Below are 26,745 nucleotides of genomic sequence, written 5' to 3' on the forward strand. Positions count from 1 at the left end.
CCGTAGAAGCCTCAGCGGGCGGCGGCGTGGACCATCCGCGCGACGCCAACGGCATCCCGAGCTACAAGGTGGAGGAGCAGAAGCTGTGGCGCCCGGGCCGGCTCGCCGAGGGCCCCTTTCCGCGGCCGGGAAGAGGGCCCTCGGCTGGTCAATCGCTCTCCTTCTTCTTCTCCTTCTCCGTGTCCTTGTCCTTTTTCGCGCGGCTCGGCTGCACCCGCTTCGGCTCGCCCGGCATCTTCGGGTAGTCCGGCGGGTACGGCAGATCGCTCAGGCCGTGGTCGCGCTCGTCCTTGCGGGCGAGCTCCAGCAGGCTCTCCAGGGAGAAGGCGTTGTCGTCCATGTCGGCGTGCACATCGCCGAGTTCGGCGTAGCGGGCGGGCATGGTCACCAGGTCGAAGTCGTACGGCGACACATCATCGAGCTCGTCCCAGCGGAGCGGGGCCGAGACCGGGGCGTGCGGCTTGGGACGTACGGAGTAGGCGGAGGCGATGGTGCGGTCGCGGGCGGTCTGGTTGTAGTCGACGAAGATCCGCTCGCCGCGCTCCTCCTTCCACCAGGCCGTGGTCACCTTTCCCTCCATCCGCCGCTCCAGCTCGCGGCCGACGGCGATGGCCGAGCGCCGCACATGCGTGAAGTCCCAGCGCGGCTCGATCGGCACGAAGACATGGAGGCCGCGGCCGCCGGAGGTCTTGGGCCAGCCACGCAGGCCGTGTTCGTCGAGGATGACGCGCAGTTCGTGTGCGGCCCTGACGGCGTCGTTGAAGTCGGTGCCCGGCTGTGGGTCCAGGTCGATGCGCAGCTCGTCCGGGTGGTCGACGGCGTCTCCGCGCACCGGCCAGGGGTGGAAGGTCAGCGTCCCGAGGTTGGCCGCCCAGATCACGGCAGCGACCTCGGTGGGGCGCATCTCGTCGGCCGTCCGTCCGCTGGGGAAGGAGATATGGGCTGTGGGAATCCAGTCGGGGAGGTACTTGGGCACGCGCTTCTGGAAGAAGGATTCACCCTCGACGCCGTCGGGGTAGCGCTCCAGAGTGGTGGGCCGGTCGCGCAGGGCGCGGGTGATCCCCTCCCCCACGGCCAGGTAGTACTGGGCCACGTCCAGCTTGGTGAGGCCACGCTCGGGAAAGTAGATCTTGTCCGGATTGGACAGCCGTACGGTGCGCCCGCCGGCCTCCAGTTCCACCGCTGCACCCATGTGCGCCACGGTAGGCCGAGCGCAGATATGCCGCATATCGTGCAGAATCAATGCATGGATCTTCCTGTGATGCCGCCCGTCAAACCGATGCTGGCCAAGTCGGTGAAGAAGATCCCGCCGGGTATGCAGTACGAGGCCAAATGGGACGGCTTCCGCGCGATCGTCCACCGGGACGGCGATGAGCTGGTGATCGGCTCCAGGACCGGCAAGCCGCTCACCCGCTACTTCCCCGAGCTGGCCGCCGATCTGCTGGCCAACCTCCCCGACCGCTGCGTCGTCGACGGAGAGATCGTCATCGCCCACGAGGGGCGGCTGGACTTCGACAAGCTCACCGAGCGGATTCACCCGGCCGAGTCCCGGGTGAAGCTGCTCGCCGAACAGACCCCGGCGAGCTTCGTCGCCTTCGATCTGCTCGCCATCGGTGACGAAGCCCTGCTGGACGCGCCGCTCGCGGTACGGCGCACCACCCTGGCCGCCGCACTGGCCGACGCCGAACCGCCCGTACATCTCGCGCCCGCCACCACCGATGCCGAGCTGGCGCAGGAGTGGTTCCAGCGGTACGAGGGCGCCGGGCTCGACGGGATCATCGCCAAGCCGCTGGACCTGCCGTACCGGCCGGACGCCCGGCTGATGTTCAAGATCAAGCACGAGCGCACGGCGGATGCCGTGGTGGCCGGCTATCGCTTCCACAAGAGCGGCCCGATTGTCGGCTCACTGCTCCTTGGCCTGTACGACGACTCGGGCGCGCTGCAGCATGTCGGCGTCTGCGCCGCGTTCTCCATGAAGCGGCGCGAGGAGTTGATCGAGGAGCTCGAGCCGCTGCGGATGGATCCGCCGGACGACCATCCATGGGCCGCATGGACGGAAGAGAGCGCCCATGAGAGCGCCCGGCTGCCCGGTGCGACCAGCCGGTGGACCGGCAAGAAGGACCTCTCCTGGGTGGCGCTGCGGCCCGAGCGGGTGGTCGAGGTCGCCTACGACCACATGGAGGGGGACCGCTTCCGGCACACCGCCCAGTTCCGCCGGTGGCGGCCGGACCGCGATCCCTCCGGCTGCACCTATACGCAGCTGGAGGAACCGGTGCGGTACGACCTGTCCGAGGTGCTGTCACCCCCCGGAGAGTGAGCAGGGTCCGTCACCCGGACTGCCGCTCCGCAACGGGGAAGGGCCCGGTGATCGCCTGCGGGCACCCGGGAGACCGGCCGCGCGGCCTCGAGACCGTCTTCGGTGATCAACCCACCGTCCGCGGGGGCCGGTTCGCGACCGTGGGCGTACGCTGCGCCCGTCCTCTTCGCGCGATCACCGACGGCCCACTGCCCCGACACCCCCGGCTCCGCGAGTCGTTCGCGGAGCGGCGCCCCGATCTTCCTCGCGTACGCGGCCCGGGGTGCATGACACCTGATTCTCGGGGACAGGGCCGGCGATCCGATCAACCCCCTTGCCACAGCGGGCACTTCACACGCACGGGGCCATCCGGTAACGAGCCGCCACCGTCCGTCACTCCCTCCGCTCCGCGGGACCACCGATGGGGAGGCGTCGGCCGCGTTCGCGTAAGGTATGTCGGCGGTGCCGCCGGAGGCGTACGGCCGGGCGAGCCGGGCAGTGCGCACTTCTCGTACGAGCCGTCGTTCCTGACCGGTCCGGCCGGGACACGCTCGGCAGGATCGCCGCGCTGTTCCGCCCCTTCAGAACCTTGCGTACGCCCATGGCCGGCCCCTCAAGGGGTGATCCGAAACGGTTGCCGCACAGAGACATCCCCGCCGCCAAAGCCGGAAGCCGGTCCGGTACGTATGGAGGGGTAGGGCGCCGACCGCCGGCACCCGACGGAAGAAGCAGAGAAGGACTACACGTGACCGCGTCACCCCTCATCCCCGTACCGATCCCCGACAGCGTCGCCGCGCTGATCGGGTCCTGCATGCCGATCCACATCCTGCAGGCGGAGATCGACGCCGAGTGCGCCGCGCGTGAGGCGTACCGGTTCCGTAGCCCGCTGTGCGCGGAGGACCGGGCGGACCGCGAGCACGCACTGTCCACTCTGGCCATGTCCAACAAGATCCTTGCCGCATACAACCCGCGACTGATCATCAAGCCGGGCCGCACCTACTGACCGCCGCGTCCGGTCGATGATCCCGGGACGTCAGATCCGCTGAAGCGCTTCCGAGCCCCGGAAGGCACGGCGGTAGGCGTGCGGGCTGGTGCCGACCTGGCGTTTGAAGCGGTCGCGGAACGCCGTCGGTGAGCCGAAGCCGACCTGGGTGGCGATCCGGTCCACCGAGTAGCCCGTCGTCTCCAGCAGATACTGCGCCTGGCGGACACGGGCCCGGTGCAGCCACTGCACCGGTGTGGTCGCCGTCTGTTCGCGGAAGCGGCGGTTGAGCGTGCGGGTGCTCAGGCCCGCGTGCGCCGCGATCTCGCCGACGGTGAGCTCGCGCCCGGCGTTCTCCTCCATCCAGCGCAACAGAGGCTCCAGGGTCACGCCGCCCGGGGTCGGTGGCCGGTCGTGAACGATGAACTGCGCCTGCCCGCCCTCGCGTTCCAGCGGCATCACCGAAAGCCGCGCCGCGTCGGCCGCCACCGCCGAGCCGTGGTCCCGGCGGATCATGTGCAGACACAGATCGAGTCCCGCGGCGGCCCCGGCCGAGGTCAGGAACTGTCCGTTGTCCACGTAGAGCACATCGGGGTCCACCTCGACCTCGGGATGCAGTGCCGCGAGCCCGGCCGCGCCGAGCCAGTGGGTGGTGGCACGCAGGCCGTCCAGCAGACCGGTGGCGGCCAGGACGAACGCGCCGGCGCAGATCGAGGCGATACGCGTACCCCGGGCGGCAGCTGCCCGCAGCGCGTCGAGCACCTCGGGAGCGACCGGCACGGTCGGATCGGCGCAGCCCGGCACGATGATCGTGTCCGCATCGGCCAGTGCCTCCAGGCCCCAGGGCGCGCGCAGCGTGAACGCTCCCGCGTCGACCTCCTCCGCCGAAGCGCAGACCCGGACCCGGTACGCGGCCCGGCCGTCGGGCAGCCGGGTGCGGGCGAACACTTCGAGCGGCGTGGACAGGTCGAAGGCGATGACCCCGTCCAGGGCGAGTACGGCCACAGTGTGCATGGCCATAACTTAGGCGCCCGGTACTTTCCGGCCAAGGCCTGTGAGCTGTGCTCCTATGCCTGGAGCTACGGCAAATGAGCCTGGCGAGAATCCGTTGGAAGGTGGCTTTCTTGCCACTGTCGGCCGCTGTCGGCGCTCAATAGCGTCGGTTCGGCCGCCCCGCCGGGCGCGGCTCTTCACGAGAGTCCCGCGACATCGGGACTCCCGGGATCCCGAGACATGAGGACTGGTGCCGGATGCTCGCCCAGATCGTTCTGTTCGACGGCTTCGACCCGTTGGACGTCATCGCCCCGTACGAAGTGCTCGGCGCCGGCGGCACGGTCGCCGGCGGCGCGCTCACCGTCGAACTCGTCTCGGCCGAGGGCCCTCGCGAGGTGCCCGGCGGCCTGGGCATGCTCACGCTGCGGGCCACCGCCGCGCTGGACCCCGAGCGCGCGGATCTGGTTCTGGTGCCGGGGGCCGCGGGTCGTATCTCGGACGACGGCGGCGCCGACACCGTCCCGGCGATCCTCGGCCGGAGTCTCGGGACGCCGCTGCCCGGCCTGCTCAAGGCCGCCTGTGACCGGCCTGGCGTGACCATGACGACCGTCTGCGGCGGCTCCATGGTGCTCGCGATGGCGGGCCTCATCACGGGCCGCCGAGCCACCACCCATCACATGGGTCTCGACGCGCTCGCCGCGGCCGGGGTCCACGCGATCGATGCCCGGGTCGTCGACGACGGCGATCTGGTGACCGGCGCGGGCGTCACCTCGGGTCTGGATCTCGCGCTCCATCTGCTGGAGCGGGAGCTCGGACCCCGTATTGCGCACGAGGTCGAGAAGCTCTTCTCCCATGAGCGCCGCGGCACGGTCTGGAGTGCCCGCGGCACGGCACCCGTCCTCGAAGGACTGCCGGGATGACCAAGTTCCTGCTCATCGTCCATGTCCTGGCCGCGATCATCGCGATCGGCCCGGTGACCGTCGCGGCCAGCGCGTTCCCGGCCGCCGTCCGCAGGGCCCAGGCCGAGCCCGAGAGCGAAGGGGCACTCGGTGCCGTACGCAATCTGCACCGCATCTGCCGGGTGTACGCCGTTGTCGGTGTCGTCGTGCCCGTCTTCGGCCTCGCCACCGCCAACAGTCTGCATGTCCTCGGCGACACCTGGCTGATCGTCTCGATCGTGCTCACCGCCCTGGCCGCCGGCATCCTCGGACTGCTGGTGCTGCCCGGGCAGAGCGCGGTCCTGGACAACCTCGGCGCGGTCGCCTCCGCCAGGCTCGCCATGTACACGGGGGTGTTCAACCTGCTGTGGGCGACCGTCACGGTTCTGATGATCGTGCGGCCCGGGTCCACCACCGGGGCGTGACCCGCCCCGACCGCCACCACATACGTCCGGCCCGGGGCGAGCGCCGGCGCTCACTCCAGGAAGACACCGTCGACGTACACCCAGGCGCCGGCGTGCCGTTCGAAGCTGCTGCGCTCGTGCAGTGCGCCACGCTTGCCGTGCTGCCGATAGCGGACGCGGAAGGTGACCGTGCCCGAGGAGTGGAAGGGGCTGCCGCCCGTGGTCTGAAGGATCTCGAGCCCCTTCCAGTGCATACCGGGGTCGAGTTCGAGGTGCGCCGGCCGGGTCGCGGGGTGCCAGGTGCGCAGCAGATACGCGGCGTCCTGGGCGACGAAGGCGCTGTAGCGGGAGCGCATCAGCAGCTCGGCGGTGGGGGCTGCGTGCTCGCCCGAGTGGAAGCGGCCGCAGCACTCGCCGTAGGTGGCGGGCAGGCCACAGGGGCAGGGCGAGGTGTCGGTCGGGGCGGGGGCGTGACCACGCCCGGAGCGGGAGCTGCGTCGGGACATGGGTCCATTTTCCAGCCATTGAACGAATAGGCCCACGCCGGGCTTCCGGGTCGCAGGGGATCTCCGTAGGCTCCTGCGCCGGACGCGACAGTTACCGTCAGTAAGGGGTGGGGATGGACCGGGTCGGCAATACACGACGCACCTTCATGACGGCGGCCGCCGCGGCCGGCGGCACCGCGGCACTGACCCCGGCGGAAACGGCTGCCGCGGCCACCGCCGCGGAACGCACCGCCGTCCACGGCGCGCAGGCCGTTCCGGCCGCGCGGTCCGTCGCCGTACTCGGCGGCGGGGTCGCCGGACTCACCGCCGCGCACGAGCTGGCCGACCGCGGATTCCAGGTCACCGTCTACGAGCGCAGGGCACTGGGCGGCAAGGCCCGCAGCATGGACGTCCCGGACAGCGCGAAGGGCGGCCGCCGACCGCTGCCCGCCGAACACGGCTTCCGCTTCATCCCCGGCATCTACCACAACCTGCCGGACACGATGCGGCGCATCCCGTACCCCGGTAACGCCAACGGGGTCTGGGACAACCTGGTGGCGCCACCCGAGATGTCGTTCGCCCGCACCGGGCGCGAGGACTTACGGATCCCGCTGCCCTGGCCGGGCCACAAGCCGGCCGAGCTCACGCTCGACGAGATCCGCCGCGCGCTGACCGCCGCGCTGGACACGGTCCTGGGCATCCCGGCCCATGAGACGGCGTACTTCGTGGGCCGCGGGCTCGTCTTCCTCACCAGCTGCGACGAGCGGCGCGACGAGACGTGGGAGCGCACGCCGTGGTGGGAGTTCATCCGGGCCGAGCGGATGAGTTACGACTACCAGCGCGTCCTGGCCGTCGGACTCACCCGGAACATCGTCGCGACCAAGGCCGAGGAGGCCAGCACGCGTACGGTCGCCACTCTCCTCGAGGCCTTCGTCTTCAACGCGCTGGGCCGGGGCGCTGACGGACCACTCGACCGGATACTCAACGCGCCCACCAACGAGGCATGGATCGATCCCTGGGTGACCCATCTGGAGAGGCTGGGCGTCCAGTTCAAGATCGGCTGGACGGTACGGGAGGTGAAGTACGGCACCGGCCGTGTCACGGCCGCCGTGATCGAGGACCCGCAGGGCGTACGCCGGTCGGTGACCGCCGACCACTATGTATCGGCGATGCCGGTGGAGCATGCCCGGCGGACCTGGGGCGCCGAGCTGCGCGCGGCGGACCCGCAGCTCGGGCGCTGCGACACCCTTCGGACGGACTGGATGACAGGCATTCAGTTCTATCTCACCGAGCGAGCGCCGCTGCTGCACGGGCACCTCAACTGCATCGACTCACCCTGGTCCCTGACGGCCATTCAGCAGGCCGGGCACTGGCCCTCCCGGAACTTCCCGGCCGACTACGGCGACGGCGTCGCGGTGGACTGCCTCTCCGTGGACATCTCCGAGTGGGACAAGGTCGGCGTCCTGTACGGGAAGACCGCCAAGCAGTGCACCCGTACGGAGATCGCCCGGGAGGTGTGGGCCCAGCTCAAGGCGAGTGTCAACGACACGGGCCGCACTGCGCTCAAGGACAGCGCGCTGCACTCCTGGTTCCTCGACCCGGGCGTGTCCGGCCTCGGCACCCCGCACCCGGCCAATGAGGACGAGCTCCTCATCCACCCGGTCGGCACCTTCCACAACCGTCCGAAGGCGGCCACCCGGATCCCCAACTTCTTCCTGGCCGGCGACTATGTCGCCGTCGACATCGACCTGGCCACGATGGAGGGGGCCAACGCCTCGGCCCGCGCGGCCGTCAACGCCCTGCTGGACAACGTCGGTTCGTCGGCGCCGCGCTGCACGGTGCAGCCGCTCTTCCGCGCGCCCGAGGTCGAGCCGCTGAAGCGCCACGACCGCATCCGCTACCGGCTGGGGCTGCGCAACGCCTTCGACCTGGGGTGACGGGTCAGGGGGCGTCGGGGGGTGGCGGGGCGTGACGGTCGAGCAATCCGAGTGCCCGGTCGACGAGTTCCGCCGGGACTTCCGCGCTCAGGTCGTCGGCCGGCACACGGCCCAGCAGCCGGGAGACCGCGTCGGCGAGCGCCGCCTGCGCCGGCACGGAGCCCGCGCTCTCGGAGAACAGAGTCAGCAGCCGTTCGTGGGAGGCCCAAGCGAGGGCATCGAGGGACTCCCCCGCACACATCTGGAGTGCGGCGTCGTCTCCGTGCACCTCCAACGCCGTGATCGCCGCCCGCGCCCTGAGTTCTCTGCACGCCGTATCGAGCGGCCTTGAATCCGGTGCGTTCAGCACCCTGCACACGACGGTCGCCGGGAGCCGCGCGGCGTCGGCGACCAGTTGCCGGAAGACCAGCCTGATCACGCGATCCCGGGATTGGTCGTCGAGACCGTTCCGCGGTTCGATCAACTCGGCGCAATGGTCGTACAGAACCGCGAGTCCCTCGTCCGGCGCGCCCAGCGCGCTCGCCAGCCACAGTGACGTCAGGCCGTTGGCGATCGAGGTGGCCACGCCTTCCGCCGTCCCGACGAAGGTGGTGACGGCGGGGGCCAGCCAGTGGAAGAGCGGGTCGACGGCGTGCAGGACCATGGCGTCGTTGGTGCCGCCCGAGACCGCCATCTTGTGGCGGATCTGATCCGGATACGGCCGCACCCAGCTGATCCGTCTGCTGCGGTCCTCACTGCCGGGCGGGCGTTCGTACAGCCAGTACGCGTCCACCGGCTGCGGAGAGTCGACCAGGTCCCGCGCGGGCCGGATGTCGACTTCCTGGCCGTCTCCGTTCCAGGTGTGCCGGATGCTGAGGGCCAGCGCGAAGTCGGTCCACTCGGGTTCCGTGAACGCCGCCCGCCACAGCATCACACGCCGATGCGAGGCCCCGGCGGGCTTGCCCTCCCAGGGGGGAAACAGCTCGCTCGCCTTGAGGCCGCCGGTGACCAGGAGGGTGACCAGCAGCAGGTTCGCGGAGTAGATGCCGTGCCGCGACGACGTGGCACGGACCGCCGGCCGGTAGTCCGCGAACCGGTGCTCGGTGCGGTGGCGGTGGTCGGTCATCACGGCGATGAGGAGCTCACCGAGGCGCCTCCGGTCCTCCGGGGCGATCTTCCCGATCCGCGAGGCCACGAAGCGGAGCATCTGACGGGAGGAGAGTGGCGCGTACGACAGCAGTACGTACAGCAGGTCGTCGTCGACGCTGGTCCGGCCGACGGAGAGCGCCGGACGCTGGCCGATCAGTCCGCCGAGCAGGTGTACGGCGAGCCGGGCGGCGAGGTACTCGCCGAAGGTGGCGTGCAGGAACTCGTAGGTCGCCAGTCGCTGTTCGTCGCGCAACGCCTGGGCGCGCTGGACGAAGAAGAACCGCCCGAGCGCGATCTCTCCCTGGTCCAGTGGTGCCCGGAATCCGTCCCGTACCGGTTCCGGACGTCCGAGCAGCACGGCCAGGTCCTGTTCCGCCTCGGCCGCGGTGATCCACTGGCGGCGCCGGTTGAGCATGCCGAAGGAAATGAGGGACAGCCTCTGCAGCTCCTGCTCGGCGCGCTCGGCCAGTTCGCGTTCCGTGCATGCCGTGGCCGACTTGCCCACCTCGCGGACAGCGAAGGACGCCAGCAGTTCCTCGTACAGCTCGGCCTCGCCGAGCGGTTCCTCGCCGGCGGCCTCTCGCTGCAACGCGTTTTCGGACGCGTCGTACAGGGCCAGCATCATCAGCAGCAACGGCTGGGAGGCCAGGACCTGGTGGCGGACGGCCACGGCGGCGGGCAGTGGCCGCAGGCCGCGCGCGGTGAGGTAGGGCTCGTTGAGCTGGTTCCACAGATCGAGCCAGCGCTCGATCTGCTGCTGCCTGAACGGCTCGAGCCGCAGTGCCACCGAGCCCTCCGGGTAGCGTGCGCGGTCGGCGACGGCGGTCCGGCTGGTGACCAGCGCGAACACCGGCCGCCCCTGATCCGCCTCACGCTCCTGGAAGCGGGACACCCGGACCAGGAAGTCGGACTGGTTGACGCCGGTGGCCTGAAGCAGTTCGTCGAAACCGTCGAAGAGCAGCACGGGCACGGCACCGTCCGCCGCCCGCACCAGCTCGGGCCAGGAAACCCGCTCCCCGGTCGCGGCCCGTACCGCGTGCTCGATCTGGTCCTGGATATCGGCATCGGCGGGCACTTCACGGAGAACGATCCGCACGGGCAGATAGCCCGCCGAGGGGAGCCGGGCCGCGAGGATCTTCGTCAGCACGGACTTCCCGGCGCCCGGCTGGCCGAGAACGACCAGCGGCACATTGGTCGAGGCGACCGAGGTGAGGACGCCCGCCAGATACTCGGTGAGGTCGGACCGTACGATCTCGTGCTCCCACCAGCCCTCCTCGGCCGGGCCGAGAGCATTGTCGAGTACCGCACGGACGCGGAAGTCGGGGTCGACGTAACCCTCGCCGAGAGTGGGCAGGCACATGCCGGTGGGGGCCTGGCCCTCGGAGAGGATCGGCCGCACCAGAGCTGCCTGGTAGCCGGTGGCGAGGGCAGCGGCGGCGTGGCCGAGAGGGCGGAGGGCACTCAGTCCGGCGAGGACGGTCTCGATGCCAGTCAGTGCCTGCCGGATGGAGACGCGTGTTGCCTGGTGCTCGAGCTGGCCGGACCACAATCCGAACTCCGATACCTCAGTGGCCAGTTGAGTGTAGAGCTCCTGATAACGCTCCACGGCACGCCGCCACACCGTCACGCCGAGCGTGTCCTCGACTGCCTGCTGCTGTGTGTCGTCCAGTCGCTCGTAGACGGCGAGCCCGAAGATGAACTCGAGCAGTCGAGCGGTGACCGAGAGGTACCAGCCCCGCAGCTCCTCCACGACATGCTCGTAGGGCACGTGCGGCGCGGGCTGCGGTGCCCCGGTGCCGACCAGCGCCCGCACGAATTCCTGCCCGGGATCCCCACCTCCCGCGATGCCGATCTGCTCACGGCGCGTGAGCTCCAACTCCTCCAGACGGAAGGGTAGTTCCGCCTCGGCCAGTGCCTCGAAGTAGGCGGTGACGACGAGCACCGCATGCGCCGCCGACAGCCGCTCCGTACGCGAAGCCCGATCCGCAGACCCTAAGCCCGCCCGCAGCCCCGACGTCAGATCGCGCCCGAGCCGCAGGATCCGCCCCTGCGCGTCGAACACGCTCAGCACCGTGTCGCTGACTCCGCCCGTCGCCAGCGACAGGGCTCCGCCGAGCGCCCGGTCGGCCGCCGCCAGACCCGCGCTGCCCCCCGTCAGAATCGCCACCGCATCGCTGTAGCTGAGCAGTTGTCGTCCCCGCACCGATCCCCCCGGCCCTCTTCCGCCCTGTCCGCGTCCGGTCTACCACGCGGCTCGCCGCCCCGGCGGCGGAAGCGGTCACCCGACAGGGCTGGGCCGGTGTGGACCTGTGTGTCTGGGTCACCATGACTGTCGCCGCCGGCCGGGCACACCGGTTCGCGACCCCGGACGCCCCGGCCGGCGACAGCCGTACGGCCGGGCATCCGGGCCCCGGCCGTCCGACCGGCGCCGGGCCGCGGCGTAGGCCGAACTCCTTACGGACCTGTGACGGCACGGCGCGCGACGCTGGTCAGTGGGGTTCCGGCCCGTAGCGTCGCAGTTATGCGTGTACTAGTCACAGGAGGCGCGGGCTTCATCGGCTCGCAGGTCGTCGCGGCTCTCGCCGCTCGCGGCCATGAACCGGTCGTGCTCGACGCCCTGCTCCCGGCGGCCCATCCGGAGCCGCCGCCGGTGCCGGACGCCGAATGGATCCACGGGGACGTCCGCGACCGGGCGGTGACGGCGCGCGCGCTGCGCGGCGTGGACGCGGTCTGCCACCAGGCGGCCATGGTCGGCCTCGGCATGGACTTTACGGACGCACCGGAGTACGTGGCCTGCAATGACCTGGGCACGGCCGTCCTGCTGACGGCCATGGCCGAGGCCGGTGTCCGAGAACTCGTGCTGGCCGGCTCCATGGTGGTCTACGGCGAGGGCCGTTACGACTGCCCGCGCCACGGGCAGGTGCGGCCGGGACCGCGTGCGGGCGGCGATCTGGCGGCCGGGCGCTTCGAGCCCCGCTGCCCCGGCTGTGGCGCGGAGCTGACGTCCGGTCCGGTCGGCGAGGACGCTCCGACGGACCCGCGCAATGTGTACGCGACGACAAAGCTGGCGCAGGAGCATCTGGCCGCGGCGTGGGCGCGGGTCACGGACGGGCGGGCCGTGGCGCTGCGCTACCACAACGTGTACGGGCCGGGCATGCCGCGCGATACGCCCTATGCCGGCGTGGCCTCCTTCTTCCGGTCCTCGCTGGAGCGGGGTGAGGCGCCGCGGGTCTTCGAGGACGGGCGTCAGCGGCGGGACTTCGTCCATGTACGGGACGTCGCGGCCGCGAACGCGATCGCGCTGGAGGCGGTACACGGCCGTGCGCCGGGAGTGCTGACCGCGTACAACACGGGCAGCGGGACACCCCACACGGTCGGCGAGATGGCGGAGGCGCTGGCCGCGGCACACGGTGGTCCCGCGCCCCTGGTCACTGGGGAGTTCCGGCTGGGCGACGTACGGCACATCACCGCGGACTCGCGGCGGCTGACGGCCGAGCTGGGCTGGAAGGCTCGGGTCGGCTTCGCGGAGGGGATGGCGGAGTTCGCCGCGAGCGGGCTGCGGGGTGCGATGTCATGACGGGCGGCGTGGATGTCGTGCTTCCGTGTCTGGACGAGGCCGAGGCACTGCCGTGGGTGCTGGAGCGGATCCCGGACGGATGGCGGGCGATCGTGGTGGACAACGGCTCGACGGACGGCTCGGACCGGATCGCCCGCGGGCTGGGCGCGAAGGTCGTGTACGAGGGGCGACGCGGCTTCGGGGCCGCGTGCCATACGGGGCTGCTGGCGGCGGAGGCGGACTACGTCTGCTTCTGCGACTGCGACGCCTCGCTGGATCCGGGACTGCTGACCGGGTTTGTACGCCAAGTGGCCGACGGCAAGAGCGACTTGGTACTGGGCCGGCGGCGGCCCCAGACCCGTGGGGCGTGGCCGCCGCATGCGCGGGCCGGGAATCTGGCGCTGTCGCGGATGCTGCGCCGGCGCACCGGGCTGCGACTGCGCGATCTGGGCCCCCTGCGCGCCGCACGCCGCAAGGACCTGCTCGCGCTGGCCCTGACGGACCGGCGGAGCGGCTACCCGCTCCAGATGGTGGTCCGCGCGGCGGACGCGGGCTGGCGGGTCACGGAGGTGGATGTCCCGTATCTGCCGAGATCGGGGAGGTCGAAGGTGACCGGGACGTGGCGGGGCACATGGCAGGCGGTACGGGACATGCGTGCGGTGCTCGCGGAGCCGGCGGCGAGCGGGGCCCGGGGTGGTGCGCGATGAGCTCCCGCTCCGCGGGCACGCTGCTCGTCATCGCCAAGGCCCCCGTGCCCGGGCGGGTGAAGACGCGGCTCACTCCCCCGTTCTCCCCCGAAGAGGCCGCCCGACTCGCCGAGGCCGCGCTCGCCGACACCCTGGACGTCGTGCTGGCCACGCCCGCACGCCGCAGGGTCCTGGTCCTCGAAGGCGCTCCCGGTGACTGGTTGCCGGCCGGTATCGAGGTCGTGCCGCAGTGCGCGGGCGGGCTGGACGTACGACTGGCGCACGCCTTCGGGCTGGGCGAAGGGCCGGCCCTGCTCATCGGGATGGACACTCCTCAGGTCAGCGTCGAACTCCTCAGCCTCGGCCTGGAGTTGGGCAGCGAAGGCGCGTCCTTCGGTCCCGCCCACGACGGCGGGTTCTGGGCGCTCGGGCTGGCCGAGCCGGATCCGGCGCTGCTGATCGGGGTGCCGATGTCCGTGGCCGGAACCGGCGCCGTCCAACGACAGCGCCTCACCCGCGCCGGGCTGACCGTGCGGGATCTGCCGCCGCTGCGGGACGTCGACACGGCGGAGGACGCCCTGCTGGTCGCCGCCGAGGCCCCGCACACCCGGTTCGCCGCGGCCCTCGCCGCGCCGACCGGTACCGGGGCCCGATGACCGCGCCCGCCTGGCAGGCCGATCCGTACACCGACGCGCTGCGCACCGGCCGCGGCCCGCTCTTTCTGCGCCGCCCCGACGGCTGGTTGCTGCCGCTGGAGGTGGAACGCTGGTGCGCCGCGCCGGACGCCGCGGACCTGACCGTGCTGGAACGCTGCCGCGGCGCGGTACTCGACATCGGCTGCGGTCCGGGCCGTCTCGTCGCGGCGCTCGCCGAGCTGGGGCGGCCGACGCTGGGCATCGATGTGAGCCCGGAGGCGGTGGCCCGTACGGTACGCACCGGCGGCAGCGCGCTGCACCGTTCCGTCTTCGATCCGCTTCCCCGCGAGGGGAGTTGGGGTACGGCGCTGCTCATCGACGGCAATATCGGCATAGGCGGCGACCCTCGCGCCCTGCTGGCCCGCGTGTCCCGCCTCGTCGCCGACGACGGTGTGCTGATCGTGGAGACCAACCCGCTCGATGTGGACGAACGCGTCCAGGTCCGGGTCGTCGACGGCGGCAACGCACAGGGCTCGGCGTTCCCCTGGGCCCGTCTCGGCACTCCCGCGCTGCTCCGGTATGCGCGAGAGGCCGACTGGGCGGTGCCCGAGTCGGGGGCCGACGGCTGGACGGTCGCCGGGCGGACCTTCGTCGCACTGCACCACGCCTAGCCCGCGGCCGCCGCACCCGGCCGCCGCATCCGGCGGCCGGGCCGCGTCCGTTGGACCGGCCGCCGGGCCGGGGCCGGGCCGCTCGGCCATGGCGTGGTGGGGACGCGCGATCGAGGACGGTGCCCATGTCCCGGGGGCCGGCGGCCGGTTCACCGGAGGGTCAGCCACGTGGAGCGCTGCGGTGGGCCCCCCACCGGCGCAGTACCCGCATTCCCACCAGCAGTACGCCCGTGAGCACCGCCACCGCCGCCAGTGCGATCAGCCAGTTGCGCACATAGTCCAGCGGCAGCACGGAGGCGTTCTTCGGCGCCCCCGGGCGCAGCAGTACCGGCAGCGCGATCACTGTCAGGCAACCGGCCACCACCAGTGCGCCGCGGACCGTGCCGCGGGCCGGGACGGCCGCCATCAGCAGGCCGATGCCGAGCACCAGCGGGGCAACGATCCCGTCGTGCAGGACAATCGCGCCCGCCAGCCACAGGGCCACGTCCTTCAGTTGCCCGCCCGTCACCAGAAGCGACGTGCCGAAGGCCATCAGCGCGAGGCCCAGCGCGCCCGTCACGATCCGCATCAGATGACCTCCATCCTGGCCACCCATTTCGTCTGCAGTACGCCCGGTCGGTTGGGGGCGATGATGCGCGCGGGGTAGCCGTGGTCGGGCGAGAGCTCCTGGCCGTTGAGGCACAGGGCGAGCAGAGTGAGCGGATCACGGGCGTAGCCGCTGCCCATCTCCATGACGCGGTAGGCGCCACGCCGCTCCAGCGACACCACCCGCACCGCGGCGTCGGGCCGCGCTCCGGCCCGTTCCAGCAGGTCACGGACGCGTACGCCGGTCCAGTCGGCGGACTTGCTCCAGCCCTCGACACAGGCGATGGGGAGGGTCACGGTGTACTGGGGCAGCGCGCCGAGTTCGTCGAGAGTGAGTTCGTAGGAGTTTCTGCCGAGCACCGTGAGCCGCCAGTCCCGTGCGGACAGTCGCGACACGCCGGCCGCGGCCGCCGTCCTGTTGACCGGCAGGCCCTGCGGGCCGTGGTCCGGGTGTCGAGGTGCGAGCAGGTCGAAGCGTTTCAGCGGGGTGAGGGACTGGCCGGCGGTCGTCAGCGTGACCGCGCCGACCGCCGCCGCGACGCCGGTCAGCAGAGAGCGGCGGTCCGGTCCGTCCACCGCCGGGAGTGCGAGTGTCCCCGGCGAGCGTCTGCCCCAATGCTCCCTGATCTCGGGGTACTTGACCGCCACATGCAGGACGACCGCACCGAGCAGCAGCCACCCGACCGCGAAGTGCACGGGCACGAAGGAGAACGGCCAGGGGTACCACTGCACGGTGTTGAGCAGCCCGGTGAACAGCTCGAAGACGGCGGCCGCGACGAGCACCGCCACGGACAGCCGCTCCAGCGCATGGCGCACCGACCGCAGCGGCGGCCATACGAACAGTCGCGGATAGACCGTCCAGAGCTTGGCGAACAGCAGCGGGATCGCCGCGATCCCGCTCGCCACATGCAGGCCCTGGGTCACCCGGTAGCCCCATGACGGCCGGCTCGGCAGCTCGTCCGCGAGCCAGTCCGGCGGATGCTGCAGATAGTGGCTGAGCACCCCGGTCACGAAGCACAGGGCTATCGCCCCGCCCAGCCAGCGGCCGATCGAGGTGGCCGTGCGGGCGTCGTGCAGCCTGCCCGAGAAGGACGGCAGGACCGGTGCGGGGATGCGGGGCAGTCGAAGCGGTCGGGGCAGTCTGGGTGGTCGGAGCCTCATGCCCCCATAAGACCTCCGCGACGGGCCGCGCGGACGGGTCCAACACCTTACGGAATGCGGACGTCAGAGGGTGGCGCCCGGTCCCGGCCGGTTCCGGCTGCGACGCTGAGCCTGTGATCAACCCGCGTACTCTCACCGCCGGCACCCTGCTTGCCGCCCTGACGGCCGTTCTCGCCCTGACCATCCGCAAGGACGGCTATATCGCCGACCCTGCCGGTCTCTGCTGGTGGTACGCCGCCTGCTGGGTGCTGTTCGCCGCGGCGGTCTTCGCGGTACGCAGGACTCCGGTGCGCCATGCCCTGGTCCTCGTCCTCGCGGGCGGTGTCGCGGTGGCCGCGACGGGGCTCCTCGCTCCCCCGCGCACCAGCACCGACTCGTACCGCTACGCCTGGGACGGCAGGGTGCAGGCGGCCGGCATCTCGCCGTACGACCACGCACCCGCCGATCCCGCGCTCGCCGGACTCCGCGACGACTGGCTCTTCCCGACCGGGGCGGCGTGCGAGCTGCCGGAGCGGGTGCGGATCCCCGGTCCCACGGGTGAGATCCACTGCACCCGGCTCAATCGGCCGCAGGTGCACACCATCTACCCGCCGGTGGCGGAGGGGTACTTCCTGCTCGTCCACGCGCTGTCGCCGGAGGGCGTACGGCACAAGGGGCTGCAGACGGGCGGCGCTCTGCTGGCGCTGGGCACCACCGCCGCGCTGCTGCTGGCCCTGCGGCGGCGCGGCGATCCGCGGAATGCCGCCTACTGGGCCTGGTGCCCGATCGTGCCGATCGAGGCGGTGAACAACGCGCATGCCGATGTGCTCGGCGCGCTCCTGACGGTGGTGGCACTGGGTGTCGTGGTCCGGCGGCGGGCCCTCGGCGGGGCGCTGCTCGGCGCGGCGATCGTGACCAAGTTGCTGCCGGCCGTGGTGCTGCCGGGCGCGCTGTCCGGCGTTCGGCGGGTGCGGGACGCGGCGGCGGTGCTGCTGCCGGCCGCCGCGGTGGTGGCGCTGAGCTATCTGCCGTACGTCCTTGTCTCCGACGGCTCGGTCTTCGGTTTTCTGGGCGGCTATATGGAGGAGGAGGGGTACGACGACCCCTCCGCCCGCAACCGCTATGCCCTGCTGCGTCTTGTGCTGCCGGACGACTGGGCTCCTGCCGCGGTGGTGGTCGTGATGCTGGTGGTCGTCGTCCGGGTGCTGCGGCGCGGTGATCCCGAACGCCCGTGGAGCGGCGCGCTTTTGGTCACCGGCACGGCCTTTCTGCTGCTGACCCCGGGCTACTCCTGGTACGCACTGCTACTGGTGGCGCTGGTCGCCCTCGACGGCCGGTGGGAGTGGCTCGCGGTCGCCGTCGGCGGAGCGGCGAAGTACGTCGGTGTGTACATGGGCGACAAACCGGACGGCCTGGGCACCGCGGTGTACGCGGTCGCAGCCTGCGTGGTGCTCGCCGGCTGCGTACTGCGTCGTCGTGCGCCGCGTCGTCGTTTCGACCAGCAGGTCGGCACGGGTGCTGCCGCCCAGTCGATCCGGTCCTGACCTCGAGCAGCGCGACCTGGGGGTCCGTTCTGCGGGTAGCTGCCGCCGATCTGATGCCCCGAGGGCCGGTCGGTGAGGCGGCGTCGGGGACACGAAGCGGCCGAGGACGGCGAGTGCACGGCGGGCTTCCCCGGACTGCAGCGGCCCCGATCTGCGACGAACGGCATTGCGCCGCCACCACGCCACATGGCCAACTCGGCTGTCTTTACGGCCCGTTGGGCAGAGCCTTACGCTCCGGCCCCATGACCTCACCCGGTATACGCCCCCGAAGAGCGGCCACCCTGCTCGCCACCGTGGGAACCCTTGTCGCCGCCTGCCTTCTGGGCACGGCAGCCCCGTCCGGCGCGGCCGAGGAACCAGTGACCGCCCGGGCCACCGTCGTCCCCGTGCAGACCACAGGACCCGCCGACAAGCGCTTCAACATCATTGTTCTGGGCGACGGTTACACAGCCGACGAGATGCCGGCCTTCCGCGCCGATGTCGAGAAGCATCTCAATGTGCTCTGGTCCACCGAGCCGTTCGCCTCGTACCGCTCCTACGTCAATGTGTGGGCGGTGGAGGTGCCCTCCGCCGAGTCCGGTGTGGACTGCGATCCGGGGCTGGACTCACCGCGCCGCGAAACGGCCCTGGACATGGGGTTCTGGGGCGGCTGCGACGCCGGCAGTGTGCAGCGTCTGCTCACCGTCGACAGCGGGTCGGCGACGGCACTCGCCGACCTCGTCCCCGGCTCCGCGAACGCGAACCGGCAGATCGTGGCCCTCGCCAACAGCGACACCTACGGCGGCGCCGGCGGTACCTATGCCACGGCCTCCGGCGGCAACGCGCTCTCCTCGCTGATCACCCCGCACGAGATCGGCCACTCGCTGGGCAAGCTCCAGGACGAGTACGACTACTACGCCCGCGGGGTCCCCGGCGGCGTGTACAGCGGCGGCGAGCCCTCGTCCGTCCACCACACCCTGCTCACGGAGGAGCAGATGAAGCAGCAGCGCGCCAAGTGGTGGCGCTGGCTCGGCGAGAGGAGTGAGTCCGGCGGGGTCATCGGACGGTTCGACGGCGGGATGTACAGCACCAAGGGCGTCTGGCGGCCCAGCAAGCACTCGATCATGAAGACCCTCGGCTACCCCTTCGACCAGGTCGAGCGCGAGGTGATGGCGCAGAAGATCTCCGCCAAGGTGGACCTTGTACAGGGACACACACCGAACACCGCCGCGATCGGCGACGACCGGACGGTGTGGGTGGACACGCTGCATCCGGTCGGCGGCGAGCTGGATGTCGTATGGCGGCTCGACGGCAGTCCGGTGCGCTCCACCGGCAACGCCCGCACGCTGGATCTACGGCGGCTCCGGCCGGCCCGCGGCACGCACACGCTGACGGCCACGGTCACCGATCCCACGCCGTTCGTGCGCGACCCGGCGATCCGCGCGTCCGCCGCGCTGACCCGCACTGTCGCCTGGACCCTGGACACTGCCGTCACCACCCCGCGCGAGCCTGTGAGGGCCGCCTTCACCGGCCACACGGACACCACGGCTCCGGCGGGGTCGGCATCGGTCGTGTACGCCGACACGACACACCCCGTCGACCGGACCCCGGCCGTCGGCTGGACGCTCGACGGCCGGCCGCTGGCCAACCCGGGCAACGACCGCGATCTCGACCTGGGCGCGCTGCGACTGCATCACGGCACGCACCGGCTCACGGCACGTATCGCCGGTACGCGGTCCACGCTGAGCTGGACGGTGGACGCGGTCCCGGCGACGGCGGCGTACGCGCTCTCCAAGCCCCTGCGTACGGTGGAGCGGCCCGGCAAGCCGGTGGAGTACGTCTACGACGGACCCTTCACCATGAAGCTGACGGCCGGCGACGCCCGGGGCGGCTCTGCGGTGACGCAGTTCAGGGTCGACGGTGACGGCTGGCAGACGTATTACGGCTGGCCGACCGACGCCGACGCGCCCTTCCTCTTCACCCCGAGCGGCACCGCCATCGACGGCCTGGTCTACGGAAAACTCGGAAAGACGCGTGCGGTGCCGTGGGACGAGGCCACTCCCGACTACGGAACGCACACGATCGAGTACCGGACGGTCGACTCGGCCGGGAACCTCTCGGCGCCGAAGTCGTTCCTCACGACACTGCTCCGGCCGGGAAGCGCGAAGGAGGCAGCGACGGGCTGACCAGGCCACGCGGGGGACGCCCGCAGGTCCCGGGGCCGGATACACCGTACGTCCCGGGACCGGACCGGCCTCAGATACTGGGACGGGATCGCCCGCACGTCCCACGACCGGATCGTCGCTCGCGGATCCGCCGCACGCCCGGCTCCGGCCGCCCATGGGCGGCCGGAGAGACCCGCCGGGCGTACTCCCGCGCCGGATGCGGCTCGGCGGTGTCGATCCGGACTGCGGTGTGATCGTGACCGGTCATCTCTCGCTCCACATGTCGCGGGTGGTGAGGTGCGGCTCAGGAATCAGGTGAGAAGAAAGTCCGCCTTCCCGGACTTGGCCCCCTGAATGAACGCGGCCATCTCGCCGGAGGTGTAGATCAGCGCGGGGCCGTCGGGGTCGGCGGACTGACGCACCGCGACCCTGCCGTCGGCGAGCTTCATGGTCTCGAAGCAGTTTCCGCCGTTGCCGCCGCTCCACGGCTTGTGCCAGCCCTCGGCACCCAACTCCGCTGCGGGCATGCCGTTGTATATGCGATCCATTCACAGCTCCTCGCGGAGATCCCTGAGGATCTCCTTCGTACGTTGTGCAGTCGCGGCCTGCGCAGCCATGCGGTCCAGGACCTCAAGATGCGATGCGACCTCGGGGCGCGCGTCCAGATAGACGGCGCCGGTCAGATACTCGCTGTAGACCATGTCCGGGAGTTCGGGGACGGCGAACCGGAAGAGGACGAACGGCCCATAGGTGCCGGGGTGGTGTCCGGTCGCGAACTCCGCTATCTGCAGAGTCACATGGGGCAGTTCGGCGCCTTCGAGCAACCGGTCGATCTGCGCTCTCATGACACCGGGACCGCCGACGGGCCTGCGGAACACCGTCTCATCCATGATCACCCAGAGTCTGGGCGCACCGGGTTTGGTGAGCAGGGACTGACGTTCCATCCGCAGCGCCACATGGCGCTCGATGTCCGCCGGATCCGTCTGGCCGACGGCTCCGGCGAGCATGATCGCCCGAGCGTAGTCCTCCGTCTGCAGCAGACCGGGCACGAACTGCGGTTCGTACGCCCGGATGAGGGCGGCCGCCCCCTCCAGGCTGACGTACATGCTGAACCAGCCCGGCAGTACGTCATGGAAGCGCTGCCACCAGCCCGGCTTGTTGGCCTCTTCTGCCAGCTCGATAAAGCCGCGCGCCTCGTCGTCCGTGATCCCGTACGCGTTCAACAGAAGCTGAACATAAGGGATTTTCAGCGCGACCTCGGCCGTCTCCATCCTGCGGATGGTCCCCGCGGCGACACGCAGCACTTTGGCGGCCTCTTCACGCCTGAGACCGGCTCGCTCCCGCAGATCCTGCAAGCGCTTACCAAGAACGACCTGACCCACGGTTGGTGCGGACCGCGGTTCGCTCACTCCCAGACCTCCCCTGTGCTGTTGCGAGCAGTGTGCCACGCCACCACAGTGATGAATATGCACACTCTGCAATTTTCAGAGTGGCTCTTGCCAATGTGCGCCCTCCGGGGAGAGAGTGGCCGTGTGAACCGTGACGCGCTCACCCCCCGGCACCTGAACCCGTGCTTGGGGACTCCTCATCACCGGTACGGCTTCGAACTTCCGGCCCGCGTCGAATTTGTCTCCAGTGCCAGAAAACTCGCCCGCCGGCGGCTGCACCACTGGGGCATAGGCGGCGATGTTCACGATACGGCGATGCTGGTCGTCTCCGAACTGGTCACCAACGCGGTCGTGCACACCGACGGCCATCTGGTCGCCTGCGAACTCCTCAACGGCATTGAGCGCCTGCGCATCACCGTGCACGACCAGGGTTCCGCACCCACCGACCCACATGTGTGCCGTGCCATCGACGAGGAACGCGGACGCGGGCTGCTGCTGGTCGAGTCCCTGAGCAGCGCTTGGGGCTCGCACGCGTCGCACCTCGGACCCGGCCGCATCGTATGGGCCGAACTGCCGCACCAGGACGAACTGCCGTACGGATCACAAGTGCCGTACTGGTCGGAGAGTCCATGATGAAACATCTGGCCACCCTCCTCCTGCGGGGCGGCCGCCGTGCCGGCGAGCGCCGGATGACCAGGCTCGTTCCACCGCCCGCGCTGCCGGCCACGCTGGGCTGCGACGCCGTGGGCGTGCCCGCCCGGTACGGATTCCGGCTCCTTGGCCGTCTGCCTCGGGACGGCTGCGTATTCGCGGACAGTGACTGGTGGTGGTGGATCGTGCCCGCCGGCTCGGACCTCGAACTGACCTGGCCGCTGCCCTCGCACTACGCCCGCGGCGCATATGTACCGGCGACGAACCCGCGGCTGATCCGCCGGCCCGACGGCACCAGCCCCTACACTCCGCCGATCCCGCTCTATCTGATGGCCTGCCAGCTGACCGGCACCGCACCGCTGTGGACGGCCGAGGTCGGCAGCGCACGCCGTGTGTGACCCGAGCGGATCACAAGTCGGCCCGGTGCGGCCCACACAGGGACTCGACGGCTAGTCTTCGGGCATGTCAGAAGCCAATTCGAGCCCGGAGCGGCAGGGGCTCACACCACGTCAGGCGCGCGGCATACGGATAGCCCTCTCCGCGGTCATCATGATCGCCGTGGGCGCCACCCTGGTGCTGCGGCTCGGCAGCACGCACTCGGTGCTGACCATGGGCTTCTACGGCATCGCGCTGATCCTGTCCGGCAGCGCGCTCGTACTGAGCCGACAGGGGCGTACGCGTGTGGCCACGGCGGTGCTGGGGGTCGGAGTCGCAGTGGCAGTCGCCTCGGAGTGGGCCGTCGCGTCGATGCGCTGACGGCCGGTGAGGACATGAGCCAGGCGCGGGAAAGCGGGAGAGGGCCAGGCCCCCGGCCTGACTTCTCGCCGGGTGAGGGCAAGCTCCTGATCGCCTGGACCGGCCGCTCCGAGGGCAAGCACGTGCGGCAGCACACCGCTTCCCCCGACGGGCGCGGGCGTACTCCAGCTCCGACTCTTCGACCACGGTGCCGAACTTCCCTTGAGGCTCGACTACCTTGATAGCCAGGCTATCCGTAAAATCTGCCTTGAAGGTCGAGTTACTTGGATGTCAAGCGATAAGAAAAGGAACCTCAAACAGGAGCTCGGCGGCGAAATCCGCGCGCTCCGGACGGCAGCCGACTCCTTCGACGACGCGGCCGCCGAGCGACTGGGAATCAACCGCACGGATCTGCACTGCCTGGACATCCTCATACAGCGCGAAAGCGCCGCACCCGGCGAACTGGGTGCGGCGCTCGGGCTCACCACGGGCAGTGTCACGGCCCTGCTGGACCGCCTGGACCGGCTCGGCTATGTGACCCGCTCCCCCGATCTCGGGGACCGGCGCAAGTCGGTGGTGCGGCCGGCGCCCAGAGCCGTACGGGCTGTGGAGGAGATCTTCGGCCCCCTCACCCATGACGGCTTCCGGCATGTCGCGCGCTACACCGCCGAACAGCTGGAACTACTGCTGGACTTCATGCGCAGCAGCCGGGAGCTGCAGGAGCGGCACCTCGACCGGATCAGGTCGTGACGTCGCCGGCCTCTCGTCGTCAGCGACCGTCACCGGGTCCCGGACCCGAAGCGCCCACCGGGCCGAACAGACTGAGATACTCCTGGCTGTCCTCGCGGGGGAAACTGTCCCGCGGCATGATCTCCTCATGGCTGACGTCCGGGATCCACACCCAGTACATCCCGTAGGCGATCAGCGCCCGGCCCACCGGACGCAGCACATCGACGAGGGCAAAACTTCTCAGGGACGGCATGGCCACTCTCCTCAGCGCGGAAGTGCAAGTGCCGTACGACCATGCGCCCCGCCGGTCGACTCTCGCTCCAGGCGCGGGCGGCGGACCTTCGTTCGGGCCAGCCGCGCAGCTCCGGCCACAACCCGCGGCAGTCGCTCCCGTCGGCGGCGGGCCTCCTTCGCGGTAGCCGGCCGGTCGCCGGATCAGCGCTGGGGAGCGGGGAATGCCACCGGGCTGCGCAACCCGGCCCGGTTCACGGCGCGGACGCCGAAGAAGACATTGTCCTTCGAGAGATCGACCGTGTGACTGGTCGTATCACCGGCCCGGATGACATGGGTCCATTCGGGCGCGGTGGTTTCGCGCCACACCACCTCGTAGCCGGCGAGATCGGCTTCGCTGCCGCGCTGCCACACCAGCTCCGTCGCATTGGTCAGCGCGCCGGTGAGGATCTTCGCTCCCTTGGGGGTGCCGGGCGCCTGGGCGAGGGTCCACAGGGCGGCGCCGTTGACCTTGGCCACGCGCGCGACGTAGCCGAAGTCGCAGAACTCCGGCAGATCGCCGTACTGCTTGCCGTCGACCACCTTCACATCCTGGTGCTGGTGCGCGAAATCCTCGGCGGGCTCGGTGAACCGGGCCGCGGGGAAGCCGCGTTCGAGGTAGGGGATGTGGTCGCCGCCGCGCAGATAGCGGTCGCGGCGGTAGACGACGCGGACGTGCATACCGGTGGCGTCGTTGTCGGCCACATCGCGTACGAAGCGGGCGAGCTGGCGGGACGGGGAGTCGTTCTCGCCGCCCACCGAACGGCGGGTCGCGGCCTCTTCGGGGGTCTCGGAGGTGGGGACTCCCTCGGCGAACAGCCGGATGGTGTACGGATCCCGGGTCCCGTCGTCGGCCGTGGGGCTGCCCACGATGTCGTCGGTGAACATGCCCTGGAGGTCCACGCCGGCCGTCTTGAAGGTCTGCGCCATGTGGGCGGCGCCGAACAGGCCCTGCTCCTCGCCGGCGACGGCCGCGAAGACGATGGTCGCGGCGGGACGGCGGGTGGCCATGACCCGGGCGAGCTCCATGGCGACGGCCACCCCGGAGGCGTCGTCGTCGGCGCCGGGCGCGTCGCTGGTGGCGTCCATGACGTCGGTGGCGCGTGAGTCGTAGTGCCCGGAGACGACATAGACACGCTCGGGGGCGGCGGAGCCGCGCAGGGTCGCGACGATGTTGGTGATCCGGGTCGCCACGGGGATACGCGGCACCGACTGCTGGATGTAGGACTGCAACTCGACCGTCATCCGGCCGCCGCTGCCCGCGGCGTACCGCGTCAGCTCGGCCAGGATCCAGTCGCGGGCCGCGCCGATCCCGCGCTTCGGGTCGTCCTGGCTGGAGAGAGTGTGCCGGGTGCCGAAGGAGGCGAGCCTGCGCACCGTCGCTTCGATTCGGTCGCGGTCGATCTCCCGCAGGAGCGCGCGCAGTTCACGGGTGGGCGGCTGTGCGGTGGCGGGAGCGTCCCGGCCCGGGGTGCGCGCCGCGGCGGCCGCGGGGGGTACGCCGGCGCCGGTCAGCGCCGCGCCGAGCGCGGCGGTTCCGGCTGCGGCCGACAGAACCGTTCTCCGGCCGGTGCCACGGGGTTTGGTGGGGCCGCCTGCGTTTCCTGAGCTCTGCTGCGACATGAGTTCATCGTCATGGACGCGCCAACCCCTGACAAGGCTGCGCCGGCGGCATCGGCCTCCGGGTCCCGGTTCAGCCGCTGGAGACGGCCCTCAGATGCGACTTGCCCCTCCGCAGCACCGGTTCGGCGACGCGGGTTTCACGCAGTACCAGCGTCATCCGGGTGAATCCCCGGTCCTGAAGGCTCGCGGGGGTCTCGTCGACGATCCGGCACTCGGTGCGTCCCCAGCGGGGATCGGGGTGATGGAGCGGCCGTAAGACCCCGTCATGGTGTACAGCGGCCGCGCCCGCGGCGCGCATCCAGTGCGGAAGTCCGCACCGGTAGGCGGCGTCCATGATCGGGTCCTCGGCGATGTCGCGACGAATGGCCTGAAGGACGCGGTCCTCGGCGTCGGCCTCCAGGGCCGACTCCAGCCGCGCCAGCAGGGGCAGGCACCAGCTTGTCTCCCGGTCGGCGAGCACCGTGCCCGCATCCGGGTGGAAGAGCACGAACCGGAGGAAGTTCTGGTCGGGCATGGCCGTGGGGTGCGGCCCGACGCCGCGGAAGAGCGCGTCGAAGGCCGGGTTGGCGTGCGCCACCTCCCAGCGCCGGTCGAAGAGCACGGAAGGCAGCGGCACGCTGTCCATCATCGTCGCGTAGTCACGCAGATAGGCACGTGTCTCGGGGTCGGAACCCTCCGTGGGATCGGCCGGATCCGCGGGATCGGACGGGCTCGCGGGCAACGACGGGGGCACCGGGATGTACGGACGCACGGGCCCGGCCGGAAACGCGGGACCCGACGGACGCGCGGGCCCCAGCGGCGGCACCGGAACGGACGCCCCGGCAGGCGTGGTCCAGGGCGGCGGCGGATCACGGTCGACCGCGAGGCGGAAGAGCCACCCGCCCTGCTGATCGCTCATCTCGAGAGCCTTGACCAGGGCACAGAGCGTCTCGTCGGTCCACTCCTTGGCGGGTGTCCGCTCCCAGCTGCCGTACGCGCCCGTGCTGATCTCGAGCCGCGCGGCCACGTCCTCCACGCTCAGGCCGAGTTCCTCCCGGCGCCGTCTGAGGACATCGGTGACCCTCCTCGCCCGCACCGCGCCTCGCGCCGTTCCGGCACACCCTCGGCGCCCCTGGACACCAGGACGTTCCACGCCTGCCTCATGTGTCATCGAGAACGCCACCCTTCTCGAAGTCCCGCTGCGGCAGGGCCATTTGGATCATCATCACCGCGTGGCGATCCTGCT

At 71.0% G+C, this 26,745-nt stretch carries 26 protein-coding genes; 15 read left to right on the forward strand and 11 right to left on the reverse strand.

Annotation, left to right across the window (positions count from 1 at the left end):
* Positions 1 to 148 precede the first annotated feature (148 nt).
* Positions 149 to 1,192: a non-homologous end-joining DNA ligase gene (gene ligD, locus ACWDZ6_RS06555; protein WP_451501955.1), complete on the reverse strand. Its 1,044-nt coding sequence runs from the start codon at positions 1,190 to 1,192 to the stop codon at positions 149 to 151.
* 54 nt (positions 1,193 to 1,246) lie between these two features.
* On the opposite strand from ligD, the gene ACWDZ6_RS06560 reads away from it, so the two are divergent.
* Both ACWDZ6_RS06560 and ACWDZ6_RS06565 read left to right on the forward strand, forming a co-directional pair.
* Positions 1,247 to 2,317, forward strand: a complete 1,071-nt coding sequence (locus ACWDZ6_RS06560; protein WP_451501956.1) for an ATP-dependent DNA ligase — start codon at positions 1,247 to 1,249, stop codon at positions 2,315 to 2,317.
* Between the two features lie 724 nt (positions 2,318 to 3,041).
* Positions 3,042 to 3,299: a hypothetical protein gene (locus ACWDZ6_RS06565; RefSeq protein ID WP_326653847.1), complete on the forward strand. Its 258-nt coding sequence runs from the start codon at positions 3,042 to 3,044 to the stop codon at positions 3,297 to 3,299.
* Between the two features lie 30 nt (positions 3,300 to 3,329).
* Here ACWDZ6_RS06565 and ACWDZ6_RS06570 read toward each other — a convergent pair whose 3' ends face one another.
* Positions 3,330 to 4,292: a GlxA family transcriptional regulator gene (locus tag ACWDZ6_RS06570; RefSeq protein WP_451501957.1), complete on the reverse strand. Its 963-nt coding sequence runs from the start codon at positions 4,290 to 4,292 to the stop codon at positions 3,330 to 3,332.
* Positions 4,293 to 4,528: 236 nt separating this feature from the next.
* Here ACWDZ6_RS06570 and ACWDZ6_RS06575 point away from each other — a divergent pair, with 236 nt between their 5' ends.
* Together ACWDZ6_RS06575 and ACWDZ6_RS06580 are read left to right on the forward strand one after the other, a co-directional pair.
* Positions 4,529 to 5,191: a DJ-1/PfpI family protein gene (locus tag ACWDZ6_RS06575; protein ID WP_366735036.1), complete on the forward strand. Its 663-nt coding sequence runs from the start codon at positions 4,529 to 4,531 to the stop codon at positions 5,189 to 5,191.
* Entirely contained in the window at positions 5,188 to 5,634 is a 447-nt protein-coding gene (locus tag ACWDZ6_RS06580; protein WP_451501958.1) for a hypothetical protein, read from the forward strand. Before ACWDZ6_RS06575 ends, ACWDZ6_RS06580 begins: the two co-directional genes overlap by 4 nt.
* A 50-nt stretch (positions 5,635 to 5,684) precedes the next feature.
* Here ACWDZ6_RS06580 and ACWDZ6_RS06585 read toward each other — a convergent pair whose 3' ends face one another.
* A complete protein-coding gene (locus tag ACWDZ6_RS06585) occupies positions 5,685 to 6,119 on the reverse strand; it encodes a YchJ family protein (RefSeq protein ID WP_451501959.1) in 435 nt (144 codons plus the stop codon).
* Positions 6,120 to 6,232: 113 nt separating this feature from the next.
* Here ACWDZ6_RS06585 and ACWDZ6_RS06590 point away from each other — a divergent pair, with 113 nt between their 5' ends.
* The gene (locus tag ACWDZ6_RS06590) at positions 6,233 to 8,035 is read left to right on the forward strand and encodes a hydroxysqualene dehydroxylase (protein WP_451501960.1); all 1,803 of its coding nucleotides are present in this window, start codon (positions 6,233 to 6,235) and stop codon (positions 8,033 to 8,035) included.
* Between the two features lie 4 nt (positions 8,036 to 8,039).
* Here the strand turns inward: ACWDZ6_RS06590 and ACWDZ6_RS06595 are convergent, their stop codons facing one another.
* Positions 8,040 to 11,330: an NACHT domain-containing protein gene (locus ACWDZ6_RS06595; RefSeq protein ID WP_451501961.1), complete on the reverse strand. Its 3,291-nt coding sequence runs from the start codon at positions 11,328 to 11,330 to the stop codon at positions 8,040 to 8,042.
* Positions 11,331 to 11,684: 354 nt separating this feature from the next.
* On the opposite strand from ACWDZ6_RS06595, the gene ACWDZ6_RS06600 reads away from it, so the two are divergent.
* The 4 genes from ACWDZ6_RS06600 to ACWDZ6_RS06615 are packed head-to-tail and all read left to right on the forward strand — an operon-like array spanning position 11,685 to position 14,711.
* Positions 11,685 to 12,740, forward strand: coding sequence for an NAD-dependent epimerase/dehydratase family protein (locus ACWDZ6_RS06600; RefSeq protein WP_451501962.1), 1,056 nt, complete (start codon positions 11,685 to 11,687; stop codon positions 12,738 to 12,740).
* On the forward strand, positions 12,737 to 13,426 hold the full coding sequence (locus ACWDZ6_RS06605; protein ID WP_451501963.1) for a glycosyltransferase family 2 protein: 690 nt from the start codon (positions 12,737 to 12,739) through the stop codon (positions 13,424 to 13,426). Before ACWDZ6_RS06600 ends, ACWDZ6_RS06605 begins: the two co-directional genes overlap by 4 nt.
* Positions 13,423 to 14,061 carry a TIGR04282 family arsenosugar biosynthesis glycosyltransferase gene (locus ACWDZ6_RS06610; RefSeq protein ID WP_451501964.1) on the forward strand — a complete coding sequence of 213 codons (639 nt, stop codon included), beginning with the start codon at positions 13,423 to 13,425 and terminating at the stop codon, positions 14,059 to 14,061. Before ACWDZ6_RS06605 ends, ACWDZ6_RS06610 begins: the two co-directional genes overlap by 4 nt.
* Entirely contained in the window at positions 14,058 to 14,711 is a 654-nt protein-coding gene (locus ACWDZ6_RS06615; protein ID WP_451501965.1) for a methyltransferase domain-containing protein, read from the forward strand. The genes ACWDZ6_RS06610 and ACWDZ6_RS06615 overlap by 4 nt, the downstream gene beginning before the upstream one ends.
* A 160-nt stretch (positions 14,712 to 14,871) precedes the next feature.
* On the opposite strand, the gene ACWDZ6_RS06620 is transcribed toward ACWDZ6_RS06615, so the two are convergent.
* Both ACWDZ6_RS06620 and ACWDZ6_RS06625 read right to left on the reverse strand, forming a co-directional pair.
* Positions 14,872 to 15,279, reverse strand: coding sequence for a hypothetical protein (locus tag ACWDZ6_RS06620; protein WP_451501966.1), 408 nt, complete (start codon positions 15,277 to 15,279; stop codon positions 14,872 to 14,874).
* Positions 15,279 to 16,457: a molybdopterin-dependent oxidoreductase gene (locus tag ACWDZ6_RS06625; protein WP_451501967.1), complete on the reverse strand. Its 1,179-nt coding sequence runs from the start codon at positions 16,455 to 16,457 to the stop codon at positions 15,279 to 15,281. The genes ACWDZ6_RS06620 and ACWDZ6_RS06625 overlap by 1 nt, the downstream gene beginning before the upstream one ends.
* A gap of 113 nt (positions 16,458 to 16,570) precedes the next feature.
* Between ACWDZ6_RS06625 and ACWDZ6_RS06630 the strand changes: the two genes are divergently transcribed.
* Positions 16,571 to 17,980, forward strand: a complete 1,410-nt coding sequence (locus ACWDZ6_RS06630; protein WP_451501968.1) for a glycosyltransferase 87 family protein — start codon at positions 16,571 to 16,573, stop codon at positions 17,978 to 17,980.
* 242 nt (positions 17,981 to 18,222) lie between these two features.
* Positions 18,223 to 20,145 carry a M64 family metallopeptidase gene (locus ACWDZ6_RS06635; protein WP_451501969.1) on the forward strand — a complete coding sequence of 641 codons (1,923 nt, stop codon included), beginning with the start codon at positions 18,223 to 18,225 and terminating at the stop codon, positions 20,143 to 20,145.
* A gap of 290 nt (positions 20,146 to 20,435) precedes the next feature.
* Here the strand turns inward: ACWDZ6_RS06635 and ACWDZ6_RS06640 are convergent, their stop codons facing one another.
* Entirely contained in the window at positions 20,436 to 20,672 is a 237-nt protein-coding gene (locus tag ACWDZ6_RS06640) for a DUF397 domain-containing protein (protein ID WP_451501970.1), read from the reverse strand.
* Entirely contained in the window at positions 20,673 to 21,533 is an 861-nt protein-coding gene (locus ACWDZ6_RS06645; protein ID WP_366733048.1) for a helix-turn-helix domain-containing protein, read from the reverse strand.
* A 123-nt stretch (positions 21,534 to 21,656) separates the two neighbouring features.
* On the opposite strand from ACWDZ6_RS06645, the gene ACWDZ6_RS06650 reads away from it, so the two are divergent.
* From ACWDZ6_RS06650 to ACWDZ6_RS06665, 4 genes are all read left to right on the forward strand, one after another.
* The gene (locus ACWDZ6_RS06650) at positions 21,657 to 22,145 is read left to right on the forward strand and encodes an ATP-binding protein (RefSeq protein ID WP_451501971.1); all 489 of its coding nucleotides are present in this window, start codon (positions 21,657 to 21,659) and stop codon (positions 22,143 to 22,145) included.
* Positions 22,142 to 22,561, forward strand: a complete 420-nt coding sequence (locus tag ACWDZ6_RS06655; RefSeq protein WP_451501972.1) for a hypothetical protein — start codon at positions 22,142 to 22,144, stop codon at positions 22,559 to 22,561. Before ACWDZ6_RS06650 ends, ACWDZ6_RS06655 begins: the two co-directional genes overlap by 4 nt.
* Before the next feature lie 64 nt (positions 22,562 to 22,625).
* Positions 22,626 to 22,919, forward strand: a complete 294-nt coding sequence (locus ACWDZ6_RS06660) for a hypothetical protein (protein WP_366733051.1) — start codon at positions 22,626 to 22,628, stop codon at positions 22,917 to 22,919.
* 267 nt (positions 22,920 to 23,186) lie between these two features.
* On the forward strand, positions 23,187 to 23,648 hold the full coding sequence (locus ACWDZ6_RS06665) for a MarR family winged helix-turn-helix transcriptional regulator (RefSeq protein ID WP_451501973.1): 462 nt from the start codon (positions 23,187 to 23,189) through the stop codon (positions 23,646 to 23,648).
* A gap of 19 nt (positions 23,649 to 23,667) precedes the next feature.
* On the opposite strand, the gene ACWDZ6_RS06670 is transcribed toward ACWDZ6_RS06665, so the two are convergent.
* From ACWDZ6_RS06670 to ACWDZ6_RS06680, 3 genes are all read right to left on the reverse strand, one after another.
* Positions 23,668 to 23,880 (reverse strand): hypothetical protein, encoded by a 213-nt coding sequence (locus tag ACWDZ6_RS06670; protein ID WP_451501974.1) that lies wholly within the window; start codon positions 23,878 to 23,880, stop codon positions 23,668 to 23,670.
* 182 nt (positions 23,881 to 24,062) lie between these two features.
* A complete protein-coding gene (locus ACWDZ6_RS06675) occupies positions 24,063 to 25,520 on the reverse strand; it encodes a M20/M25/M40 family metallo-hydrolase (RefSeq protein WP_451501975.1) in 1,458 nt (485 codons plus the stop codon).
* Between the two features lie 70 nt (positions 25,521 to 25,590).
* Positions 25,591 to 26,670 carry an MmyB family transcriptional regulator gene (locus ACWDZ6_RS06680; protein WP_451501976.1) on the reverse strand — a complete coding sequence of 360 codons (1,080 nt, stop codon included), beginning with the start codon at positions 26,668 to 26,670 and terminating at the stop codon, positions 25,591 to 25,593.
* Between the last annotated feature and the right edge of the window lie 75 nt (positions 26,671 to 26,745).

The sequence above is a fragment of the Streptomyces sp. NPDC002926 genome, from assembly GCF_053591755.1.